This is a genomic window from Flavobacterium psychraerolatum (assembly GCF_025960985.1).
Lineage (GTDB): Bacteria > Bacteroidota > Bacteroidia > Flavobacteriales > Flavobacteriaceae > Flavobacterium.
The window spans coordinates 75855-92712 of the sequence record NZ_JAOQMX010000012.1 but is presented as its reverse complement, the minus strand read 5'-3'; the positions used below and the strand labels follow the sequence as shown (position 1 = coordinate 92712).

Here is a 16858-nt window from a genome sequence, read left to right as displayed (position 1 = left end):
CTATGGCGGAGAATAAAATATCAATGGTTAGATTTTGATGCTTATAAATCATTCGAAAACCTCAAAGAAAAATTAAATTTTGTCCTGACTAATTTTGGAACAAAATACGACATTAAATTTCAACCATTACTTAGTTGTGATTTGGCAGGTAATTAATTTCATTACAGGTTTTATTTGGTGTAAATAATGAGTAGAAATGAATTTAATAAAAAACATGATAATGTAAAGAACTATAGGTAATAAGATGCTTGAATTTTAATAACTAATTATTTAAGGCAACAACAAAATCATATTTTGTTGTTGCCTTTTTTTATGTCCTTTTTTATAATATAAAATACTGACTCTTTATGTTTTTATATTATTTTATTATTTTTTAACATAATTTAAGCTAATTTTTTATGATGCTATGCATGTTGATTAAATATAGTGTATTTGTTAATGACCACTTATTTAAATTGTAATCAAAAACAAGATTTTTATGTTATAAATACCATTATATTTTTATCGTAATGTTAAATTTAAACAGATAAGAGAATATGTTTTTTTTATGCTTTTTTTAACCTTTTTAGCAATATACGCTTTAATCAATATTGTATTTTTGTTCAAATAAGAAACTTAATTAACATATGAAACTTTGTTGATTAATGTTTGTACTCGAAAACTATTAAGAACTAATCTATTAATTAACCTAAAAAATAAAAGTCTATGTAAAAGCTATTGTAAAATTGACTTTAGTATCGAAAAAAAATTAAGAAATAAAACAAAATTATTTTATGAAAAAGATTAATCGAAAAGAACAAATGAGTCTTTATGACTACCGGTTTAATTTAGCATTAAAATTAATTGTGATCATTTTTGGAATCACTATTAATTCAATGAGAGCAGACAACAAAAAAGCAAACAATAAATTAGAGGTATTAAATATTCAACAAATAGAACAGCTTCAAGTAAAAGGAACTGTAAGGGATACTGATGGAATGCCTATTCCAGGAGCCAATGTAATGGTTAAGGGGACTACCACTGGAACTACAACAGATATTGATGGTAACTATATTTTAGCAGTTCAAGGAGTAGGACAAACATTGGTTTTTTCTTATCTAGGTTTAAAATCACTAGAAATTAAAATTAACGGAAAAATGGTTGTTAATGCTATTTTAACAAATGATGCCGCAGTATTAGAAGAAGTAGTCGTAGTTGGTTATGGAACAGTAAGAAAATCAGATTTAACGGGATCAATATCTTCTGCTGATACAAAAGAATTAAATAAAACACAAAATACAAATTTAGCCCAAGCAATTCAAGGTAGAATGGCCGGAGTATCAGTAACTAAAGGTTCTGGAGGACCAGGTTCTACACCAACAGTGCGAATTAGAGGTATAGGTACTGTAAATGGCGCAGATCCATTGTATGTAGTTGATGGAGTTCCCATTAATGATATTTCTAGTATTAATATGGCAGATGCAAAGTCAGTCGAAGTTTTAAAAGACGCTTCTGCAACTGCAATATATGGCTCTAGAGGAGCAAATGGAGTTGTTTTGATTACTACAAATGGTGGGACAAAAGGCAAAACAGTTATAACTTACAAAACATATGTAGGCGTTGAAAATAGAATTGATAATTTAGATGTTTTAAATTCACAACAATGGGCTACCTTATATAATGAAGGAAATGCAAATGATGGTAAACCAGCAGATCCAGCTTTAGCTAATCCTTCGGCACTACCAAATTATAATTGGAAAGATGCTATATATAAATCTGGTCAGATGCAAAGTCATCAACTGGCTGTTTCTGGAGGTACAGATAAAACAACTTATTACGCTTCATTCGGTTATATCAATCAGACTGGGATTCTTCAAAATTCTTCTTATAAAAGAACAAATTTCAGGGTAAATAATACCTACCAAATAATGCCAAAAATTAAAGTTGGTCATAATATTCAATACTCAAATTCAAATACCAATTCGGTACCATCTTTTGGTCCAAATTCGTTTACAAAAAGTGCATTTGTAGGCTATATGATTGATCCTGTATCCCCTATATACAATGCAGATGGTTCTTATGGGCAGCCAAAATATGTTTCTTCTTTAGCTGTCAATCCATTAGGATTAGTTCAATTCGGACAATCACCTAATACTAAAGAAAGCTTTTTGGGTAATGTGTTTTTAGAGATCGAAATTATTAAGGGGTTAACTTTTAAATCTAATTATGGTTTACAAATAAATGATTCTAAAGTAGACAACTTTAAACCAGCATATAATGTTTCTCCATCTTATAATTCACCTGTAAGTACTTACTATTTGCAAAGAAATGAAGACAGAGTTTTAATTATGTCTAACACTTTAAATTATAATACTACTTTTTCAAAAAAACATAATTTTACGGCACTATTAGGACAAGAAATTCAAGATTTAAGTTCAAACAATGTAACAGCACAACGTAATCAAATACCTGAAAGTGTTGCTAATCCTACGTTGGGATCGGGAGCAGTATCTACATCAACAAATGGAGGCGGAATTTCAAATTCGAAGTTATTATCTTTCTTTGGTCGAATTAACTATAATTATGATGATCGCTACTTATTAACGGGTACCTATAGATTAGATGGCTCATCTCGTTTTGGTTCAAATAATAGATGGGCACAATTTCCATCTTTAGCTTTGGCATGGAACATCCATAATGAAAAATTCTTTCATGCGAATGCTATTAATCAATTTAAGTTTCGTGTAGGTTGGGGGGAAACAGGTAATCAAAACATTCCTAATTCATCTACATTTAATACATTAAACATAGGTAATAATTACCCCTTTGGTGATTCTAAAAATACTGGGTTAGGTGTTGCACCATTACAACCAGGAAATCAAAACTTGAAATGGGAAACTACCAAAACGTCAAATATAGGACTTGATTTGGCTTTTCTTCATAATTCGGTGACATTTTCTGCAGATTATTTTATTAAAAATACTTCTGATATGTTAATGCCAACTCCCATACTTGGTATTTCGGGTTATTCACAAAATCCATATACAAATGCCGGAAATATTCGAAATAAAGGAGTAGAGTTTACAGCAAATTATAAAAAAGTAATCAAGGACTTTTCGTTTAGTTTAGGAGGTAATATCTCGTTCATTCAAAATAAAGTACTAAGTCTTAATGGTGAAGGAAGTCTTATCCAAACAGGAAGTGCAAATGCATTATATAATATCAGTAGAACTGTTGCAGGACAGCCTTTGGCATCATTCTATGGTTATCAAATGGAAGGCATTTTTCAAAACCAAAGTGAAGTAAATTCAAGTGCAATTTTACCAAATACCAAGCCGGGGGATGTAAAATATAAGGACTTAAATGGAGATGGAGTGATTAATGATAATGATAAAACATTTATAGGTTCTGCATTTCCAAAATATACGTACGGTATTAATCTAGATATGACGTACAAGCAATTTGATTTCACAGCCTTTTTTCAAGGAAGTCAAGGTAACAAAATTTTTAACTCTACAGATCGTTGGTTGGAAGCTGATTTAGCATCAAATTCAAATACTAATGCTTTAAACAGATGGACTGGCGAAGGGACATCTAACTCTGTACCAAGAGCAACGTTTGATAACTCTGGGAATAACGCTCAAATTTCGAGTCGTTTTGTAAAAGATGGCTCTTATTTGAGACTGAAAAATGTCCAAATTGGATATACTTTACCAAATAGTATTTTAGATAAAATAGCAATAAGTAAGCTTCGTTTATATGTATCGGGACAAAATCTACTAACCTTTACTAAATATGATGGTTTGGATCCAGAAGTAGGAGTTGATAATACACAAAATAGTCCTTTGGATATAGGTATCGATAGAGGTAGATATCCATCGGTACGAACAATTTCTTTAGGATTAGATGTTAATTTTTAAAAAATATTGAAGATGAAATTATATAATAAATTCACGAAAAAAGTTAAATACTGTTCGCTTATTCTTTTTGTAAGCATGATTTCATGCAGTAAAGATTATCTAGAAGTTGGAGTCTACGGAACTCCTGTTACTGAAAATTTTTATAAAACACCAGTAGATGCAGAACAAGCCTTAATTGCGGCTTACGCTCCTATGAATACCATGTATGGACCAGGCGATTTTTGGGCAGGAATGGGATCAGATATTTTAATGGGTGACGTGGGATCAGATGATTTTTTAAAGGCAGGAGCGAATATTTCAGATAATATTCCATTGTACGAAAAAGAAACGTACGAAATTACAACAACAAATATATCATTACAGCATATTTGGGATTTAAATTATCAAGGTATATTATTTGCTAATTTAGTTATAAATAAAATACCAGATATCGAATTTTCAGATACTAACAGGAAAAAACAAATTCTAGCCGAAGCTCATTTTTTAAGAGCCTATTATTATTTTGATTTAGTGAACAGCTTTGGAGGAGTTCCATTAATTGATAAATTATTAAAGCTTGGGGAATATACAATTCCTCGTGCGAGTACCCAAGAAACATATGCTTTTATCGAGGCTGATCTCAAAATAGCCATTGCTGACCTACCATCAAGATTTAATAGTCCTGCATCTTATTTAGGGCATGCAGACAAAGGAGCTGCATTAGGTTACATGATGCGTGTTTCGTTATACCAAAATAAAATGGATCAAGTAAAAGAATACGGAGACCAATTATTTACTTTGCCTTATACATTAGCTGCTAATTATGCTTCAATTTTTAACTCTGTAGGAGAATGGAATTCAGGGTCAATATTTGAAATAGTTTGTTCATCCAATACCAGTAATTTGGGAACAACTGTAACACGTTTTATTTCACCGAGGAATCAGAAAGGATACGGCTTCATGCAAGTTAAAGATGAATTAAGGAAAGAATTTGAAGATAATGACCCTAGATATATGGCTTCTTTTTATAATGTAACAGGGAATTATGGTACCAATTGGTACAATAAAAAATATTCATGGGCACCAAATAGTGACTATTCTTTTCCTACAGTCGGTGGTGTTAATAATAGTGCAAATAATATTAGAGTACTTCGTCTTTCTGATGCTTATTTGATGTACGCCGAAGCTATTTATGATAAGGATCCAGCAACAGCAGTTAAGTATGTAAACAAAGTGCGTACTAGAGCTCGAGGAACACAACCAATAACTGTCGTCCCAGATTTGGCTGATACTATGAGCGGCAAACCATTATTAGATGCTATTTACCATGAACGTCGTGTAGAATTAGCAGGTGAAGGCTATAGGTATCAAGATTTAATTAGAACAGGTAGAGCTGGTACAGTATTGGCTCCGTTAGGTTTTGTAGTAGGTAAAAATGAAGTAATGCCTATTCCTTACACTGAAGTGTCCCTTTCTCAAGGGGTAATAACTCAGAATACGGGATATTAGTCAGGTGACTTACATTAAATTAAAAAGGAGTATCATAGATTGATACTCCTTTTTTGTTAAACTATCTTTTATAACTAATTGCCCATTTATGTTAGTATAAAAAACATATGTTTGACCTATTTCTAAACTAAGCGATTAGATTTGTATTTTACTATACAACCAAAATTTGAAGGAATTCAAGATGAAAAAACTATTTTTAGCGGTCTGCTTTATGACAGTTGTTTGTTGTGGCCTGACCAAAGTACAAGCACAAGAAATCAATTTTAATGATTCATGGAAATTTTTTAATGCTGAGGCCGATGGCGCCGAGCAAGCAAATTTTAATGATTCCAAATGGCGTAATTTAAGTTTGCCACACGATTGGGCAATCGAAGGTCCATTCGATTACAAACACAACGCCCGTACCGGTGGATTACCTGTTACAGGAACAGGATGGTACCGTAAAAACTTCAAAATGCCACAAGACGCAAAAGGAAAAGTAGTGCGAATTGAATTTGAAGGCGCTATGTACGATGCGCACGTTTGGGTAAACGGTCAATTTATAGGAAATAGACCAAACGGTTATATCGGTTTTGAATTTGATATTTCGAAATACCTAAAATATGATGGATCAGATAATACAATTGCTGTTCGTTTACGTCCGCAAGATTTAGCTTCACGTTGGTATCCAGGAGCAGGATTGTACCGTTCTGTTTGGATGAAGATTGATGAAACGGTACATGTTGGTCATTGGGGAAGTTATATTACTACGCCAACAGTTACTGCAGAAAAAGCGGTGGTTCAAAATGAAACGACGGTGGTAAATAAAGAAAATAAAAAAGTTTCGGTAATTGTAAAGCACGAATATTTTTCACCAGCTGGAAAATCAGTTTCAACAGTTGATGAAATGATTGAAATTGCACCTAATTCTTCAAAAGTTTCCGCTTTGTATAGTTTTATTCTAAAGCCGGAACGTTGGGATACAGAAACTCCAAATTTGTATAAAACCGTTACAACCCTTACTCAAAATGGAAAAGTAGTAGATACCTATGAAACTAAAATTGGACTACGATCTATCGCTTTTACAAAAGATGGGTTTTTCTTAAATAATAAAAAAGTGCGTTTTAATGGCGTGTGTTTGCACCACGACAATGGTTCATTAGGATCTGCAGTGTATAAAAGAGCCGATCAGCGCAAGTTACAAATGATGAAAGATATGGGTACTAATGCTATCCGTACAAGTCATAATCCACCTTCAACAGAGTTTTTAGAGGTGTGTGATGAGTTAGGATTATTAGTTCTTGACGAATCATTTGATATGTGGAAAATGCCAAAAGTGGAAAACGGATATAGTATGTTTTTTGATGAATGGGCAGAGCGTGATTTGAAAGATATGATTAGAAGAGATAGAAATCATCCTTCAATTGTTATGTGGAGTACAGGAAATGAAATATTAGAACAAGGTGATAAAAAGAACGGTTGGAAAGTCGCTAAAATGTTAAACGATTACTGTAAAGAGGTTGATCCTTCACGTCCAACGACGATGGGTATGAATAATTATTCTAATCCATATGACAATAACTTTGCACAGCAAGTAGATATTGCTGGTGTAAATTACAAGCCAAGTAAGTATTCTGAAATTCGAGCTAATTATCCTGAATTACCGTTTTATGGTTCTGAAACTTCAAGCTGTACAAGTAGTAGAGGTATTTACCATTTGCCAATTGAAAAATATGAAAAACATGCCTCAAAACATGTAACTAGTTACGATATCATTGGACCTTCATGGGCCTATCCACCAGATATTGAATTTCATTTTCAAGAAGAAAACCCATTTGTTATGGGAGAATTTATTTGGACAGGTTTTGATTATTTAGGCGAACCAACACCTTATGGAGGAAGAGATAATTCCACCAACGGACATTGGAATGGTGATTGGCCTTCACACAGTTCTTATTTTGGAGCAGTAGATTTAGCGGGTTTCCCAAAAGACAGGTTCTTTTTGTACCAAAGTCATTGGTCAACAAAACCGATGATTCACTTATTGCCACATTGGAATTGGAAAGGAATGGAAGGAAAAGAAATTCCGGTGTATTGCTATACCAATGTTGACGAAGCCGAACTTTTTGTAAACGGTAAATCAATGGGTCGAAAAGTTAAAGGAAAAGATTTGACCGAGATTAAAGTGAATTTTATTCGATACGAACCAAAAACTTTTCAATCGAAATACCGTTTGTCATGGAATGTACCTTACGAGCCAGGAACAATTAAAGTAGTTGGTTATAAAAACGGAAAAGCAGTAAACGAAGAAGTGATTAGAACAGCAGGAAAACCAGCTAAAATCAGTTTGTCTGTTGATCGTTCAAAAATAACTGCTGATGGTCAAGATTTGGCTTATGTAACGGTTAAAATCCAAGATAAAGACGGAAATCTAGTGCCTGATGCTGATAACTTAGTAAACTTCTCTGTAAATGGAGTTGGAACCTTAGTTGGTGTGGATAACGGAAATCAAATTAGTTTAGAATCGTTTATTGAACCAAAACGTAAAGCATTTAGCGGTATGTGTTTAGCTATTTTGAAATCTTCAAAATCAAGCGGTAAAATTACATTGAAGGCGACTTCAAAATCATTAAAAAGTGCGGAAGTAACTATTGAAACTAAGTAATTCTCTAATGAAAATAAGGACCAAAATACAAGTTGCAATCTTTGGCTGTCTTTTAATCGGACAGTCATTGATGGCACAGGACAAAAGGCCAAATATCATTGTCATCGTTGCCGATGATTTAGGCTACGCAACAACAGGAGCTTTTGGAAGTGATGGAACACACGTAAAAACGCCGAACATTGATAAAATTGCTAGCGGTGGAGCTAAGTTTACCAATGCCTACGTGACCGCATCTGTATGTGGACCTTCACGTTCGGGCTTGCTTACGGGCAGGTACCAAGAACGCTTTGGAGTGTATGCTAATACCGATACGCAGAAAGGATCTGCCGTTCCAGCTTCAGAAAAAGTGATGGGTTATTATTTCAAAAAGGCAGGATATACAACAGCTGCGATTGGGAAATGGCACGTAGGTGTCAAATTACCTGGACAACATCCGTTGGATCGTGGTTTTGATAAATATTATGGTTTTAATAGTGCGCAAACGGACTATTTCAATTCTCCTATTTTATTCGATGGAAATGAAAAAGTAAAAAAACACGACTATTTGACTTTTCAATTTACCAATGAAGCGATTAGTTTTATAGATTCAGCTAAGAAAAAACCATTCTTCATGTACCTGGCCTACAATGCAGTGCATGGTCCTAATCAAGCTCCGGATGATTATATGGCTAAATTTAAGCATTTGCCAAAATCAGATCAAGTAAAAGCAGCTATGGTTGCCGCTTTGGATGATAGCGTTGGAAAACTTTTGGACGAATTGAAAAATAAAGGTTTGGAAGAAAACACCTTAATCTTCTTTTTGAGTGATAACGGAGGTTTGCCAACTTGGTGGAAAGGTAGTAATGCACCTTGGCGAGGTTTCAAAAGAGAACAATGGGAAGGTGGTTGCCACGTACAATTTATGATGCGCTGGCCAGCAAAAATAAAAGCAGGCCAAGTACGTCAAGAGTTGACTTCGTCTTTGGATGTATTGACTACCAGTATGGCTGCAGCCGGAATCGAAAATTCAAAATCGTATAAGTTAGACGGTGCCAACTTATTACCCGTTTTCAATCAACCTAAAAAACAAGTGGTACACGAATCACTGTTTTGGGCAGGTTCACACGTACCCCGTGAGGAAGGTGCGAAGATGGATGAAGATTTCGAAAAAGACAATGCACCACCTTCATGGGCTGTTTGTAGTGGCAAATGGAAACTAGTGCAGATGATGGCAGAAGGAGAACCAATGTTATACAATTTGGAAGAAGATCCAGCAGAAACTAAAAACGTTATAAGTCAAAATAACGCTATTGCCAAAAAAATGTCCAAAGATTTTGCTTTTTGGTACAAAGATATGGCAACACCAATTACTTGGGATAAGGCTTATTATGAGCAACTGAAAACTGTTAAATAGTTTTACAATTACGACCAAATGCCTTTCGGCAAAAGTCATATCAGTTCTAGTAAAAATGAAAGATAATAGATACGTGAAAAAATCAAATCTTATATTCAAAACCATAGTTGGATGCCTTACTTTTATAGGGCATTCTGCTTTTGCACAAGATAAAAAGCCGAAAATTATTGTCTTCCTTACAATTCTCTTTTGGGCGAATGGGATAATGGCCAAAAATATAGCGATTTATAATAATATTTATGTACATGATAATAGCAATTCAAAAGCGGTGAGCTATGCTGCAAAGGCTTTGCAAAGTGATTTTAATTTGAAATTTGGCACTACAAAATCATCGAAAAAACTCATCAATATTGAATTGAATATCAATAAGGATATTGTGGGTTTTGATAAGTATCAGATTGAAATTTTAGAGAATAAAATCATATTTAATGGTTCAGATGAACTTGGATTGATACACGGCATCTATACTTTTTCCGAAGATTATTTAGGAATTGATCCTTATGTTTATTTTACAGATTTAGTGCCAGAGATCGCTAACTCAATTCAAATTAAAACGGGGAAAATTGGTTCAAAACCGTATACTTTTAAACATCGTATCTTTTTTATCAACGATGAAGATTTAATTGTCGGTTTTCAAATGGAAAAACTAGAATATGGTTTCAATTTAGAATTCATGGAGAAGTTTTACGAAACCATGTTACGACTTAAAATGACAGGAGTAATTCCATCTACTTTGATATTGTCAGATGAACCACATCTTAAACTAGCTTCAGACATGGGTTTGTATATTGCACAACATCATGCAGAACCTGTTGGAAGTATTCCACTTTTTTGGCCCAAAGGCATTCCTTATTCTTGGTCTACTCAAAAGGAGCATTTTGTTAAATTTTGGAGAGATGCTATTGAGCGACAAAAAGGTAAAAACGTAATTTGGACTTTAAATTTTAGAGGTTTACTCGACCGTGCTTTTTGGGATGATGACCCAAGTATGTCCAATAAAAGCTCTATAAACGATAAAGCTAAAATTGTAAACGAAGTGATTCAAACGCAGTACGACCTCATTCGTGAAATTACAGGAAATCAAGAACCATTGGTTTGTGGATATTTATGGGGCGAACTTGGAGGCATGTTTCGTCAAGGACTGATTAAATATCCAAAAAATACCATGATACTTTTTGCAGACCAAGGCTATGGAACTTTTCCTGATGGCACATGGGAAGCAGCTGATGCATGTACGCTATTGAAAGGGGTGTATCAACACGTATCTTATCATAACCGCAGAACACATTTGCGTATCAATACCATTCATCCTAATGTGTTACATCGCGAAATGGCGAAAGCCGTCAGCCATAATTTAACCGATATGATTGTGCTGAATGTTGGGAATTTTAAAGAAAAAATATTTGGTGTGCAACAGATGGTCAATTATATGAATGATTTTGATTCGTATAAAAATCAGGCAACAGGCGATTATTACTTTGATTGGTATGCAAAGAAAATGTACAATACAAACTCCGCTTCAATCAGTCAAACCTACAAAGACTTTTTTTCGAATCAGTTTGATTTGGGAGATCCAGAACGTAATCCAGGTGATGAGTGGTATTTTTATTATGTTGAACGATTATTAAACATGGCATATCAAAAAGAAATGGACGATAAATTTTTTGATAAAGAGTTTCCTGGCGATGGCAAAAAGGAGTATTTAAAGTTGAAAGATTTTAAATCGAAAATGAATTTTGCTATGGATGCTTATGCAAACCTTTACGAAGCTACGGAAGATAAATGGGCTGTTTCGGTGCAACGTACGCTGGATGCTAAAGGAGAATTAAAAGGAAGTAAACTGAATTTTTATACGATTGACATGGCGCTTCCAACAGAAAAAATGTACAATTTAACAGCAATGGCAGCTGATTTTTCAAAGTCATTAAACTACTATGCGAACAAAGATTATCACCAAAGTCAATTAGCTACTTATGCCGCTTTGGAGCATGCCAAAAAAGCCGTAGAAATTGAAAAGAGGATAGAACAAAATGGTTCGGGTAAATTTAAAGATTGGTACCGTTGGGATGAAACAGCCTTAACGTATCGCATTGTGGAAGTTTTAGAAAATTATATTGCCCATGTAAAAGACCTTAAATTTTTTAACCTTGAATATATGAATCGCAATTCAAAAACTCCTGGTATCCAATATAAATACCAACCATTTTTCGAAAGCGAATACCAGAAAGAGCTAATTTTTATGCAAAATGCAGAATAATTTTTGATATGCCACATTTTAAAATGCTCAAAGTCTCGCCATTAGATTCAAAAACTATAGCAGTTGTAGTTGCACCATCCAAGGTGATCAAAGAAATAAATAGTGGAATCTATATTTCAAATGACAACGGACAAAATTGGACAAAATATAATTATGGCTTAGGACAGGTTGATAAAATGACCGGTTTTGAATTTGACCCCTACGATGAAAATACTTTTTGGAGTTCTTGCCACGGTAGTGGTTTTGCCAAAGGAATACTTTCTAAATAATTTGAAGCCGATAGTTTATCACAAACTATCGGCTTTTTTGATTTTAACAAAAGCAGGTTTTTATAAATAGAATCCTTTGGGAGTGTCCCTCCGTTATCCCGAAGTTTCGGGACTACCCCTCACGCAAACCACTCAAAACAGACTTTCATTTTATCATAAAATGCTTGTTATATATTAAAAGTCCTTTTGATGATTTGTAAGAAAAAAAATAATATATTTGAATTATAAATAAAGTATGGTTCTTATCATACCTATATACTAGTTATGCGAAACGATTAAAAAAAAGACGTAAATATGAAATCAGATTTTTGGACAGGATTCTTTAATGCTTTAGATTTTGATGTTAAAAACGTTGAAGAATTACAAGGTGCATCTGGAATAAGACATAAAATTTTGTGTGCTGGTGTAGATGAAAGTAAAAAAAGATTGGTAATTGTTCAAGATGAACATGACGCAAGAATATTATCAATGGTTCAAGCTGATGTACAAGCTAACATCAAAAATTATAACGTTTTAATGGTTAGGCCAGTCTCAATAAATTTAGGAATAGCATTTAGTAGTGTTGGACTTTTGCTTGGAACCAATAAATTCACAAATGAAGATCTTGCAGATTTCTCTCAAAAAGATGATGAAAATAATATTGGCCAATTAGGTAAAGAAAAATTGGAAAAAATTATTAATACAGTTTCGCCTCAAATTGAAATAATACAAAAAACAAAACCTAATTTAGTTTCAGTATTCCAAGAAATTGTACATCAATTATCACATTTAAAATTTTTACAAAATATTGAAGAAAACACTAATTTCTCATTGGATTTTCATGAAATTCTAACTTTTAATCCTGTTGTTTATGACAATAATTTAGGCATCTGCCCTATTCCATTATATTTATTTTCAATAGATGAAGCTGAATCTTTCTTTAAAATAAAAAATATTGAGTTCAATAAAATGATTTTAAAAAAGCATGGTATATACCAATTCTTTTATCCTCCAATTGATTCTCTAGCTTTAGGTTTAATTGATAACAATTCATATGATTCAAAAGATTTACTAACACAAATAGATAAAATTCCTAGTTATGGTCATCCGTTTGGAGAAAATGAGCTTACAGAAATTAAACAATTAAATCATGTAGTAGACGCTTTGAAAGAGAAAGGTTTAGTAGTTGAAGGGGAATTTAGTCTCGGAATTACCGAAAATGGAATAGACAAAAGAATGCTTGTTAAATTTAGTCCTAGAGAAAGCATATTTAAAAGATTGGCAAATATTATTTCTGTCAAAGTTGACATTAATTTGAATGACCTTTTTAAATAGAAAATTATCGCTTCGCATAACAGCAAAGGTTTCGTTGGGCTTGAAAAGCCAACAATGAAACCGCGGTTGAACCCTTCGGCTATCGCTCAGGACATGCTCACCGATCTAATTCCGCCACTATGGGGATATAGATAAACAAGTTTAGGTAATTATAGAGGACAAAACGTCCTCTTTTTTTTTAAGCCGTAAATAGGCTGGTTTCATTGTGCTTTCCTTCATAGCAGCGCATACGTTGACCTATCCATAAAACTAGTTTTTGCAGGCAGGTGATTTTTGGCTACTGCCAAGATACCAAACAGGCGGACCTCGCTATTCGAACAGTAGAATGGTGTGTAAATTGCCCGTATTACAGCATTGACACTTTCTGATTTTCGATTTATTTGCTACGTTTATTTGGGGTTGTAGTTTTAGAGGATAATTATAAACTAATCCTTTGGGCGTGGCCCTCCGTAAAAACTACGGGTCGGGTCATCCATTACTCTCCTCAATAAGTTTCGCTATCGCTGTACTTGTTTGTGGGCTTTCCATTTCTACCATTCACACAAAAGACTCAATATCAATTAGTAAGCAGATAAATACAAGAGCTGTAAAGCATTAATCTATATGTTTCTACAAATTACCAACAAAGACATTAAAAAAACTATTAACTACATCATACTATCTTAAATAGAATAAATTTGTTTTTAAGTATTTTATTAAATAGGTGTGTTTATCCCAAAGAAAAACACTTTCTTTAGTGTAACTATTTTTTTTAAACCAAAATTTTTGAATTTATGAAAATCAATTACTCTATGATTTTTCTTCTTTTAGTGGGGTTATTACAAGGTAATCTTCTTAATGCAAAAGAAGCTTCTACCAGTCTTCACAAAGGGGTAATGAGTATAGAAACGGGCTATACCATCACAAAAGTACGAACAGCGGTAAGTAAAAAAGATTCTTTTATTGTCGCTAGTAGTTACGAAGGAACGGTAATGGGGATATCCTATGATGGTAAAATTTTATGGAAAAACGCTTTGTCGGGTTTTATGAATCAAGACATCTGGTGTCAAGATTTGACTGCCGATGGCAAAGATGAAATCCTGGTTGCCAATGCCGATGGAACATTGTATTGCTTAAACAGTGATGGAAAAATACTCTGGCAATTCAAAAAAGACGATACACCTATGTATGCGGTTTGCGTCATCAAAAAAGACAATCAGCCTTATGTAGTTTGTGGCGGATTTGATAAAAGTATTTATTACCTCAATGCGGCTGGAAAACAAATCAAAGAACTCAAATCGAGTACCTACTCACAAGAAAAGAATTTCGGAAAATCAGAAGGAACGCCGCCGCCAAACGGAACACATACACCCAATTTTATACGTGTGATTCCGCAAGCCGATGGAACAGAAGTTCTGGCGATTATTGGAACTAATAACAGTATGAGTTCATCTGGTTCGATGTACTTATTCAGAGCATTGGAAGATTTGCCTTTTCGAAAAGATAAAATAACAATTCCAAGACCAGTAGGAGAATGTCGTATAATTGACATGAATGAAGATGGAAAAAAAGAAATCTTGTTAGGGAATTCAGCGCATACTAACGATGCTAGTTTCGGAATTTACAATCCTGAAACAGGAAAAACCAATTCGATAAAAATTAAAGGTATTCCAACAGGTTATTTGGTGGTTCAAGGTGAAAAAATAGGAATGGGGAAAAATGCTCAATATTTTATTTTGGCTGCTGATAGAATTTTTCTTGTGAATCAAAATTTAGATATAAAAAAAGCAGAAATGTTGGTGTCCAAACATTCTTTCAATGATATGTGGAAAGACCCGACCACAGGTAAAATCATTTTGGCAAGTAGTCAAAGTGGTGGGAGTTGCATTCACATCATCAATACCGATGAACCCAGCTGGAAAAAAGAATACGAAAAATTAAATCCGACAGGCAAAATTGCAACTATTCTAAAAAACAGGGAACTACTTGGCGAACAAGTAAAAAAGTTCAAACCGCTGGCTTGGGAACGTAAACCAGAACCCGTTTATTTTATGTCTGAATCGTTTAAAACACCAATTGCTAAATCGGTTTCAGATAATATTAAATCCAATTATTCAAGCCCGGTCTTTTTATCGTCGAAACACATGACCAACGTGCAATCGCCTGAAAGCTGGAAAAGAGATACGATTTCAAACGCAAGTTACAGAGACAAAAGAGATCGACGCAAAAAATATACCTTAACTCAAGACGAAGTACTATCTATTTTTGCCAAAGAATATGAAAATAGCCCAGGTCTTGCTACTTGGGGCGGTCACGGAAATGATCCTTACTTTTTTGCTCCAGAAACTACTAAAAAACTAATTGATTTAGCAAAAGGTAAAAAAACCGTGCTCATCTATCCTGAATTAGAAGACCACAGCGAAAATTTCCAGTATGCACTAAATAATTTGATTTATCCTTTGGCAAAATATGCGCAAGGAAAAAACACGAATTTGTTCATTCGTTCCAAAAATGTCTATTGGTTAGGAACAATTTATCAAAAAGAATGGGCTCCTTTGCTTTCGGGAGAATTCGCAGATGTTTTTGTACCAGCAATGGAAGAAACCACAGATAAAACCATGGAATTGAGTATTTCGGGACGATTAGGAATGTGGACTAGCGGTGCAACCAACAGTTGGGGAGCACGTGCGGTAAGAGACAATACCAGTTTTGACCGTCAAAGAGAGCATTCGTTTCAAACCATTCCCAACCATTATTTGCGAATGCTGATTTATCATTTGTCTTACGGAACGACCTATTTGGATAATTTCCCTATTGATCAAGATTATATGAGTGTGCTTTGGGATATGGTTGCCAAAGGCGCTTTGTATGTGCCAAAAAGCAATGAGATTTTGAGTTTTTCGGCAGTACATTTAGGAATGACGCAGCCAGACGAACACTTTTTACAAGAAGGTAGTAGTGTAAAATACACCACGTATTTTGATAAGGCTTTCGAAGAAAAAAATCCTGCCGTTTTTAGTCGAATGAATGGGAGCTGGCTTGGTGCACAAGTTACGCCATGGGATTTCTCTAGATATGCCGCTGGGGTAACCGACAGACATTTAAACTTTTTAGCACCTTATAAAAATGGCATGGTTTTGATTGTGCCTCCTCAAGAAGGAGTGCTTGCACAAAAAAATGCGCCAAGAGGAAAAATGACCGATCACATGCATCCGTTCTATAAAAACATTTTGAAAGAATACATTACGGATGGGAAAAATTATATTTCATCGGATGGAAAACAAAAAATGGCTGCCAATGAGTATTTTAAAATAGTTGAGAAAGACATTCAAGACAGTGCCAAATTATTACCAATAACGGTTTCAGGAGAAGTGGCATGGGTAGTTGCACAAACGGCACCGAAACATTTGAGACTTACAATAATCGACAGTGGGTACATTAATCCACAAGAGCGTTTAGCAAGTTTAACGTTCAACGGAATAAAACCAGTGAAAATCACCGATATATTGAGTGGCGAAAAATGGGAAGCTAAAAATGGCACTTTAGATTTAAAAGTGGAACTGGGTAGTTTCCGTTTCTTGGATGTAGAATTAGAATCCGCATTTTAACTGACGC

General features: G+C 34.1%; 8 protein-coding genes. All 8 read left to right on the top strand.

Going from position 1 to position 16858, the window contains the following annotated elements; translation table 11 throughout:
- The first annotated feature begins 773 nt into the window (after window positions 1-773).
- The 8 genes from M2326_RS06645 (at window position 774) to M2326_RS06610 (ending at window position 16851) form a co-directional block, all read left to right on the top strand.
- Entirely contained in the window at window positions 774-3899 is a 3126-nt protein-coding gene (locus tag M2326_RS06645) for a SusC/RagA family TonB-linked outer membrane protein (RefSeq protein ID WP_264618775.1), read from the top strand.
- Between the two features lie 12 nt (window positions 3900-3911).
- The gene (locus tag M2326_RS06640; RefSeq protein ID WP_264618774.1) at window positions 3912-5387 is read left to right on the top strand and encodes a RagB/SusD family nutrient uptake outer membrane protein; all 1476 of its coding nucleotides are present in this window, start codon (window positions 3912-3914) and stop codon (window positions 5385-5387) included.
- A 181-nt stretch (window positions 5388-5568) separates the two neighbouring features.
- Window positions 5569-8031, top strand: a complete 2463-nt coding sequence (locus tag M2326_RS06635; RefSeq protein WP_264618773.1) for a glycoside hydrolase family 2 TIM barrel-domain containing protein — start codon at window positions 5569-5571, stop codon at window positions 8029-8031.
- A 7-nt stretch (window positions 8032-8038) separates the two neighbouring features.
- Window positions 8039-9424 (top strand): sulfatase-like hydrolase/transferase, encoded by a 1386-nt coding sequence (locus M2326_RS06630; RefSeq protein ID WP_264618772.1) that lies wholly within the window; start codon window positions 8039-8041, stop codon window positions 9422-9424.
- A gap of 55 nt (window positions 9425-9479) precedes the next feature.
- Complete coding sequence (locus tag M2326_RS06625; protein ID WP_264618771.1) at window positions 9480-11681, top strand: glycosyl hydrolase 115 family protein; 2202 nt, start codon at window positions 9480-9482, stop codon at window positions 11679-11681.
- 8 nt (window positions 11682-11689) lie between these two features.
- The gene (locus M2326_RS06620) at window positions 11690-11950 is read left to right on the top strand and encodes a beta propeller repeat protein (RefSeq protein WP_264618770.1); all 261 of its coding nucleotides are present in this window, start codon (window positions 11690-11692) and stop codon (window positions 11948-11950) included.
- A gap of 294 nt (window positions 11951-12244) precedes the next feature.
- Window positions 12245-13264, top strand: a complete 1020-nt coding sequence (locus M2326_RS06615) for a hypothetical protein (RefSeq protein WP_264618769.1) — start codon at window positions 12245-12247, stop codon at window positions 13262-13264.
- A 773-nt stretch (window positions 13265-14037) separates the two neighbouring features.
- Window positions 14038-16851, top strand: a complete 2814-nt coding sequence (locus M2326_RS06610; protein WP_264618768.1) for an outer membrane protein assembly factor BamB family protein — start codon at window positions 14038-14040, stop codon at window positions 16849-16851.
- Window positions 16852-16858 lie beyond the last annotated feature (7 nt).

Coding starts and splice junctions, on each gene's coding strand:
- M2326_RS06615 (WP_264618769.1), top strand. CDS start 12,245: ATGAAATCAGATTTTTGGACAGGATTCTTTAATGCTTTAGATTTTGAT.
- M2326_RS06610 (WP_264618768.1), top strand. CDS start 14,038: ATGAAAATCAATTACTCTATGATTTTTCTTCTTTTAGTGGGGTTATTA.
- M2326_RS06645 (WP_264618775.1), top strand. CDS start 774: ATGAAAAAGATTAATCGAAAAGAACAAATGAGTCTTTATGACTACCGG.
- M2326_RS06640 (WP_264618774.1), top strand. CDS start 3,912: ATGAAATTATATAATAAATTCACGAAAAAAGTTAAATACTGTTCGCTT.
- M2326_RS06635 (WP_264618773.1), top strand. CDS start 5,569: ATGAAAAAACTATTTTTAGCGGTCTGCTTTATGACAGTTGTTTGTTGT.
- M2326_RS06620 (WP_264618770.1), top strand. CDS start 11,690: ATGCCACATTTTAAAATGCTCAAAGTCTCGCCATTAGATTCAAAAACT.
- M2326_RS06625 (WP_264618771.1), top strand. CDS start 9,480: ATGAAAGATAATAGATACGTGAAAAAATCAAATCTTATATTCAAAACC.
- M2326_RS06630 (WP_264618772.1), top strand. CDS start 8,039: ATGAAAATAAGGACCAAAATACAAGTTGCAATCTTTGGCTGTCTTTTA.